The sequence below is a fragment of the Actinotalea ferrariae genome, assembly GCF_019733465.1.
In the GTDB taxonomy this organism is placed as follows: domain Bacteria; phylum Actinomycetota; class Actinomycetes; order Actinomycetales; family Cellulomonadaceae; genus Actinotalea; species Actinotalea ferrariae_A.
This window is the reverse complement of the sequence record NZ_JACVQL010000231.1, coordinates 1-6,893: the sequence shown is the minus strand read 5'-3', so window position 1 is coordinate 6,893 and position 6,893 is coordinate 1. Positions and strand designations below refer to the sequence as shown.

Sequence of the window (6,893 nt, the reverse complement as noted above, 5' to 3'; positions counted from 1 at the left end):
GTCCGGGCCAGCGGCACGACGGCGTCCGCACCCACGGGCAGCGGACCGCCCGCCGCGACGAGGACGGATGCGCCCGGGACCAGCCGCAGCGGAGCCGCGGCGGTCACGGGCGCGTCGTCGACCACGGCGAGCTCGACGTCGGCGGCGGGACCCGGGCCGCGCACGCCGACATCGGTCGACCGCACCGCGTACCCGTCCTTGGCCGCGACCGTCCGCGCCGGCACGTCGGCCGGTGCGGTGACGTCCTCGGCGAGGATGCAGCCGTCGGCGTCCGCCAGCACCGCGTCCAGCGGGACCACGGGCCGGGCGGCGTCCAGGACGGCGGCGAGGTGCTCGGAGACCGATCTCATAGGGCCGCCATCATGGCAGCGTCTTCACGTACTCCGTGAGCCAGGCGCGCAGGTCAGGACCCAGGTCCGGGCGGTCCGAGGCGATCCGCACGACCGCCTTCAGGTAGTCCAGCCGGTCCCCCGTGTCGTACCGGCGGCCGCGGAAGACGACGCCGTAGACGCCGCCGCCCTGCTCGGCCGGCATGTCCGCGAGCGTGGCGAGGGCGTCGGTGAGCTGGATCTCGCCGCCGCGGCCCGGTGCGGTCTCGTCGAGCACGGCGAAGACGGCCGGGTTGAGCACGTAGCGGCCGATGACCGCGAGGTTGCTCGGGGCGTCCGCGGGGTCCGGCTTCTCGACGAGGCCCGTGATCCGGACCTGGTCCTCGTCACCCTCGAGCGGCTCGACCGCGGCGCAGCCGTACAGGTGCACCTGCTCGGGGTCGACCTCGAGCAGGGCGACGACGGAGCCACCCGTCCGCTGCTGGAGCTCGATCATGGTGGGGAGGATCGGGTCCCGCTCGTCGATGAGGTCGTCGCCGAGGAGCACCGCGAACGGCTCGTCGCCCACGTGGTGCCGCGCGCACAGCACCGCGTGGCCGAGGCCCTTGGGCTGGCCCTGCCGGACGAAGTGCACGTTGGCGAGGTCGCTCGAGTGGCGCACCTCGGCGAGGCGCTTCTCGTCGCCCTTCGCCTCGAGCGCGCTCTCGAGCTCGGGCACGGAGTCGAAGTGGTCGGCCAGCGTGCGCTTCGACCGACCGGTGATCATGAGGACGTCCTCGAGGCCCGCGGCAACGGCCTCCTCGACCACGTACTGGATGGCCGGCTTGTCGACGACCGGCAGCATCTCCTTCGGGGTCGACTTGGTGGCGGGGAGGAATCGCGTCCCGAGACCGGCGGCAGGGATGACGGCTTTGCGGATGGTCATCCTCGGAGGTTATCGGCGATGTGTGACGCGGGCGCTCCCGGCAGGTGAACGTGGACGTCTCGCGGGACGGCCGGAGGGACCCTGGGCGGGATCGTGGAGCGGGACCGTGGCGCGGCAGGAGCGAAGGGACAGCGCGGGATCGCACGGCTGGTCGGGTGACGTCTGCACCGTCTCGCCCCGTCCGGGCACGGCGCCATCCCCGGGAGACGATTCCTTTGCGATGATGTGACCATGAGCAGCGCCGGCCAGCCCTACCCGGACCGCATGGCCCGGCTCAGCACGTCGGAGGTCAAGGAGCAGCTGCGGCGTGCGATCCGGGCCGAGCGCGAGCGGCTGACGCCCCGCGCCCGCGCCCGGGCGGCCGACGGCTTCGCCCACGTCGTGGGCGACCTGCCGCAGGTGCGTGCCGCCTCCGTCGTGGCGGCCTACGTCTCCCGACCGAGCGAGCCGGGCACCGTCCCGCTGCTCGAGCGGCTCGCCCGTCGCGGCACCAAGGTGCTCCTGCCGGTGCTCGGCACCGGCCTCCAGCGCGACTGGGCGTGGTTCACGACGGCCGAGGACCTCCGCGTGCGCGCCCCGGGCCGGCCGCCCGAGCCGTCCGGCCCGACCGTGGGCGCCGACGCCGTCGCGCAGGCCGAGGCCGTCATCGCCCCCGCCCTCGCCGTGGACACGTCGGGCGCGCGCCTGGGTCAGGGAGGCGGCTGGTACGACCGCGTGCTCGCGCATGCGTCGCCGCGGACGCCCGTCGTCGCCATGGTGTTCGCCGAGGAGGTCTACGACGCCGCCGTCCGGCCCCTCCCGCACGAGCCGCACGACCACCGCGTCGACATCATCGCGACCCCCGCCGGCTGGCAGTGGGTCGAGGGCAGCCCGCGGCGCGGCGACGCCTGAGGCGTCACGCGTCCGCGGTCAGCCGTCGGCCGGTCGCAGGACCAGCTCGCGGACGGCCGCCTCGCGCACCGCCTCGACGCTCGACGGCCACGGGAACGTCTCGCCGGACGCCCAGGCGTCGAACTGGTCGGTGTAGTGCACGCTCCCGGGGTGACCGGAGGCGCCGGTGAGGTTGACCCACGTCGACGCGTCGAGGTCCGCCAGGTCGACGACCATCCGCATCGACGGTGCCGCGGTGACGCCGAACGACCCGCTCGCGGCGTCCCACGAGGTGGCGTTGACGATGGACGAGCCGCCGCCGACCGCCTGCGGGGTCGGGTTGACGAGCCGGCGCACGGCGGTGGGCATGCCCTCGCCGCCGAGCACGGGGTGCTCGGGCGCCGCCGTGTGCAGCCGGCCCCACTGCCAGTCGCCCGGGTCCTTGCTCAGCTCGACCGTGAGGTTCAGCCGCGCCGTCGTGAGCGAGCGCGACAGGATCTCGTCGCGGCTCTCGACGACGTTGACGGTGCGGCGGTCGTCCCACCACGGGTTGTCCGGCTGCTCGAGCAGGCGCACCACGACCTCGAGCCAGCGGCTGTCACCGCTCGGCCACTCGTCCTCGGGCAGGTCGTCCCAGAACGTCAGCTCGAGCAGCGTCGCCCACACGGCCGAGAAGTAGGCCGCGGCCGCCGAGTCGGGCACCTGGTCGTAGTCCCAGTCGCGCAGCAGCTCGATGCCCTGCTGGGTGAAGTCGTCCTCGACGGGCGCGTCGAGCAGCGCGGGGACGAGCGCGGCCGCGTACGGGCTCCACGTGTCGTTCTGGAAGCTCGTCATCGCACCCGCGTCGAGCGGGATCCCCGCCGTGACCGCCTCCTCGATGAGCGTCCGGATGCGCTGCGACCGGTACCCGTAGTCCCAGTCGCTCGTGAGGAAGGGCTGCTGGCCCGAGACCGTGACGGCCTGGTTCGCGGCGACGACGTACCCGACCGCGGGGTTCTGGACCGCAGGCATCGCCTGCGGCTCGACGTAGCCCTGCCAGTCGTACCGCGAGTCCCAGCCGGGTCGCGGCCACGTCCCGTCCGACGGCACAGGGCTGTCGGGGACGCGCTGCCGCACCGGGATGTGGCCCGGGGCCTGGTAGCCGATGTCGCCGTCGACCGTGGCGTAGACGATGTTCTGCGAGGGCACGTCGAACAGCGCGGCGGCCGCGGCGATGTCCTCGGCGTCCTGCGCGGTCATCATCGCGAAGACCGCCTCGGCGGTCTTGCCGGGCTGCAGGGCGGTCCACGCGAGGGCCACCTCGGGCACGCCGCGTCCGCCCTCGGGCGTCGGCGCGACGGTGATGCGGCCCACCTCCAGGGCGTCGGAGACGATCGGCCCGTGCACGGTCGAGCGCACCTCGATCTCGACCGGCTCGCCGCCGTTGACCTCGATGACCTCGGTGCGCGTCTCGAGCGGCACCTGCTCCCCGTCGCGCAGGTACGTGCCGTCGTCGGGGCTCGTGCGCTCGATGAAGAAGTCGGTGACGTCCGCGCCCAGGTTGGTCAGGCCCCAGGCGAGGTCGGCGTTGTGGCCGATGATCACGCCCGGGAAGCCGGAGAACGTGAAGCCGGACACCTCGAACGGGCAGTCCGTGCTCACCTCGGTGCAGTACAGCCCCATCTGCGCCCAGATCCCCGGCGCCGAGATGGACAGGTGCGGGTCGTTGGCCAGCAGCGGCAGGCCGGACGCGGTGTGCTCGCCCGCGACGACCCACGAGTTCGATCCCGTGCCGTCGCCCTCGGCGAGCAGGTTGGGCACCGCGGCGAGCGCCGCCTGCGCCTGGTCGAGCGCCTGCTGCAGCCCCGGCGCGAGGAGCTCGGTCGGCTCACCCCCGCCGTCCGCCGGCGCGACCGGCGCTGACGCGGGGGTCACCTCGCTCACGATCGGCGCGTTGGTCTCCTGCGGGTACCGCGGGAAGAGCTCGTTGACGCGCGCGACGTCGCGCACGGTCGAGTACGTCAGGGCGCGCGACAGCTCGTCGTCGTAGTTGCCGCGGAGGTCCCACGCCATGGCCTTGAGCCACGCGAGCGAGTCGATCGGGTCCCACTCCTCCGGCTGCTCGACGTCGACGCGGAACCCCAGGACGGCGTACTCGAGCCCGAGCGCCTCGGCGTCGCGCTCGGCCAGGTAGGCGTTGACGCCCTCGGCGTAGGCCTCGAACCAGGCGCGGCTGCGCGCGTCGAGCCGCTCCCACTCCTGCTCCGCGACGTCGCGCCAGCCGAAGGTGCGGATCACCGTGTCCGCCGCGAGGGCGTCCTCGTTCTCGCCGACGAGCTCGGACAGGCGGCCCGCGGTCACGTGCCGGCGGTAGTCCATCTCGAAGAAGCGGTCCTGCGCGTGCACGTAGCCCTGCGCACGGAAGAGGTCCTCCGCCGTCTCGGCGTAGATGCTCGGCACGCCGAGCGCGTCGCGCAGCACGGTCACCTCGGCGTCGAGACCCGGCAGGTCGACGGCCCCCGCGTCGTCCGGCAGGGGTCGCCGGACCACGGTCGCGGCCAGGGCGACCACCACGACGAGCGCGAGCACGACGGCGGCCGCGGTACCGGCGAGGAGGCGCAGGGCACGACGACGAGGCACGACCGCGAGCCTATCCGTCGGGCGGGTGCCCGCCGTCCGTGGAGCCGGGCGCGTCGAGGTCGTACCATTGGCACTCGGATGAGGCGAGTGCCAGCCCGTGGCAGCACGGCGACGCTGCCGCACCGCCATGACGACCCGGAGGAACCTGTGCCCACCTACTCCTACGCGTGCACGGCCTGCGAGCACCGCTTCGACGCGCAGCAGGCCTTCAGCGACGCCTCCCTGACCGAGTGCCCGCAGTGCCAGGGGAAGCTGCGCAAGCTCTTCGGGAACGTCGGCGTCGTCTTCAAGGGTTCCGGCTTCTACCGCACGGACGCGCGCAAGGAGGGCAAGGGCGGGTCGAGCACGACGTCGGGCTCGTCCACGACCAGCGCGTCCTCGAACGGGTCGTCCTCGAACGGGTCGTCGAACGGCTCGTCCTCGAACGGCTCGTCCTCGAACGGCTCGTCCTCGAGCGGCTCGTCCTCGACGCCTGCGACCGCAGGGGCCGGCACGTCGAGCAGCTCGAGCAGCGCGAGCAGCAAGCCCGCCGCGGGCTGAGCGCAGGGCGCTCTCGTCGCCCGGCGCCGGCGGTCCGTCCCGAGGTCGGTCCGGGGCGGCGTTCGTCCCCAGGCGGATCCCGTCCCCAGGCCCGGCGGTCCCCAACCTCGGGAGTGCAGCGGTCTCCCTAGCGTGCGGGCATGAATGAACCCCCACCACGCCCACGTCTCCTCCGGCTGCGCATCGTGGTGTGGCGTCTGCGCGGCGTCCTGGTCTGCCTCGGTGCGCTCGCCGTCGTGATGCTCGTCGCCCGGACGCTCGCGCCCCCGCCTCCGGCCACGGAGCCCGTCGTGGTGCTCGCGCGGCACGTCGCCGCCGGCACCGTCCTGACGGCCGCCGACCTCAGGCTGCGCCCGTTCCCCACGTGCTGCGCGCCCGAGGAGCACCACGCCGACGTCGCCGACCTCCTCGGCCGGGCCCTCGCGGTGCCGGGACCGGCGGGGCTGCCGGTGGTCGACGGCCTCCTCGCGGGTGCGCGCTTCGAGGTCGACCCGCCGGCGGGCAGCGCCGTGGTGCCCGTGCGGCTGGCGGCGGCGGGCCTCCCCCTGCTGCGTCCCGGCGACCGCATCGACCTGGTCGCGACCGCCGACCCGTGGCGGACCCCGGCGGCGGCGTCGGACGGCGGGACGGTCCCCGAGGTGGCGGGCACGAACGGTGCCGAGGACACCTCTGATGCCGACGGCACGACGGGCACCGACGACCCGGCCGGCACGGGGACGACGGCCACCCTGGTCCTCGCACGCGCGGCGCTCGTGGTCCAGGTGCCGGAGGCCGTCGCGGAGGGCGCCCTCGGGCTCGCGGGCCCGGCGCCCGACGCGGCCGTCGTCGTCGCCGTCACACCCGCGGAGGGCAGGGTCCTCGCGGCCGCGTCCGCCGGCTCGCCGCTGGGCGCCGTGCTCGTCGGCTGATCGTCCGACGCCCCGTCGGGCGATCCCCGGCACGGTGGGAGGATCGCTCGCGCACCTCGACCGTCGAAAGGGACCTGTGATGATCACCGGCTTCAAGAACTTCATCATGCGCGGCAACGTCGTCGACCTGGCGGTCGCGGTCGTCATCGGCGCGGCCTTCACGGGCGTCGTGACGGCCCTCGTCGACGGCCTGCTGAACCCGCTCGTCGCGCTCATCGTCGGCGACACGGACCTGACCACGGTGCTGACGTGGGCGGTGGGTCCCAACGACACGGTGTTCTCGATCGGGGTGATCCTCGACCCGCTCCTCAAGTTCCTGCTGGTGGCGCTCGCGATCTACCTGTTCATCATCACGCCGATGAACCGCCTCGCCGCGCGCCGCAAGACGGGTGAGGAGCCCGAGCCGAAGGCGCCGGCCGAGGACGTGCTGCTCCTCCAGGAGATCCGCGACCTGCTCGCGGCGCGCCCGAGGAACTGAGCAGCGCCCGTCCTGACGCGCGGCGACCTCTCGACGCGCTACCGATCTCTCACCAGTGCGGCGGGACGTCCCGGATCAGCCGCTCCTCGTTGCCCGACGACGCGTCGCCCCAGCCCGTGTCCTCGTCGTCGGGGCTGCGCGCGGGCAGCACCGGCTCGCCGCCCTCGGTGCCGCCCTGCGCCGCCGGCCGCTGAGACGCGCCGGCGGCGGGGGGCGTCCCGCCC

6 protein-coding genes and 2 pseudogenes are annotated in these 6,893 nt (G+C 74.2%); 4 read left to right on the top strand and 4 right to left on the bottom strand.

Annotation, left to right across the window (positions count from 1 at the left end; translation table 11 throughout):
• Together ICW40_RS16470 and galU are read right to left on the bottom strand one after the other, a co-directional pair.
• Window positions 1–350 (bottom strand): annotated as a pseudogene (locus ICW40_RS16470) (gephyrin-like molybdotransferase Glp); the annotation flags it as partial.
• 10 nt (window positions 351–360) lie between these two features.
• Window positions 361–1,254: a UTP--glucose-1-phosphate uridylyltransferase GalU gene (galU, locus tag ICW40_RS16465; RefSeq protein WP_221655099.1), complete on the bottom strand. Its 894-nt coding sequence runs from the start codon at window positions 1,252–1,254 to the stop codon at window positions 361–363.
• A 231-nt stretch (window positions 1,255–1,485) separates the two neighbouring features.
• On the opposite strand from galU, the gene ICW40_RS16460 reads away from it, so the two are divergent.
• Window positions 1,486–2,145 carry a 5-formyltetrahydrofolate cyclo-ligase gene (locus tag ICW40_RS16460; RefSeq protein WP_221655098.1) on the top strand — a complete coding sequence of 220 codons (660 nt, stop codon included), beginning with the start codon at window positions 1,486–1,488 and terminating at the stop codon, window positions 2,143–2,145.
• 18 nt (window positions 2,146–2,163) lie between these two features.
• Here the strand turns inward: ICW40_RS16460 and ICW40_RS16455 are convergent, their stop codons facing one another.
• Window positions 2,164–4,743: a penicillin acylase family protein gene (locus tag ICW40_RS16455; RefSeq protein WP_308121869.1), complete on the bottom strand. Its 2,580-nt coding sequence runs from the start codon at window positions 4,741–4,743 to the stop codon at window positions 2,164–2,166.
• 78 nt (window positions 4,744–4,821) lie between these two features.
• Here ICW40_RS16455 and ICW40_RS21655 point away from each other — a divergent pair.
• A pseudogene (locus tag ICW40_RS21655) lies at window positions 4,822–5,031 on the top strand (FmdB family zinc ribbon protein); the annotation flags it as partial.
• 14 nt (window positions 5,032–5,045) lie between these two features.
• Here the strand turns inward: ICW40_RS21655 and ICW40_RS21650 are convergent.
• Window positions 5,046–5,267 carry a hypothetical protein gene (locus ICW40_RS21650; RefSeq protein WP_308121870.1) on the bottom strand — a complete coding sequence of 74 codons (222 nt, stop codon included), beginning with the start codon at window positions 5,265–5,267 and terminating at the stop codon, window positions 5,046–5,048.
• A 156-nt stretch (window positions 5,268–5,423) separates the two neighbouring features.
• Here ICW40_RS21650 and ICW40_RS16445 point away from each other — a divergent pair, with 156 nt between their 5' ends.
• Window positions 5,424–6,191, top strand: coding sequence for an SAF domain-containing protein (locus tag ICW40_RS16445; RefSeq protein ID WP_221655095.1), 768 nt, complete (start codon window positions 5,424–5,426; stop codon window positions 6,189–6,191).
• A 79-nt stretch (window positions 6,192–6,270) separates the two neighbouring features.
• Window positions 6,271–6,669, top strand: a complete 399-nt coding sequence (gene mscL / locus ICW40_RS16440; protein WP_221655094.1) for a large conductance mechanosensitive channel protein MscL — start codon at window positions 6,271–6,273, stop codon at window positions 6,667–6,669.
• Window positions 6,670–6,893 lie beyond the last annotated feature (224 nt).

Coding starts and splice junctions, on each gene's coding strand:
- galU (WP_221655099.1), bottom strand. CDS start 1,254: ATGACCATCCGCAAAGCCGTCATCCCTGCCGCCGGTCTCGGGACGCGA.
- ICW40_RS16460 (WP_221655098.1), top strand. CDS start 1,486: ATGAGCAGCGCCGGCCAGCCCTACCCGGACCGCATGGCCCGGCTCAGC.
- ICW40_RS16445 (WP_221655095.1), top strand. CDS start 5,424: ATGAATGAACCCCCACCACGCCCACGTCTCCTCCGGCTGCGCATCGTG.
- mscL (WP_221655094.1), top strand. CDS start 6,271: ATGATCACCGGCTTCAAGAACTTCATCATGCGCGGCAACGTCGTCGAC.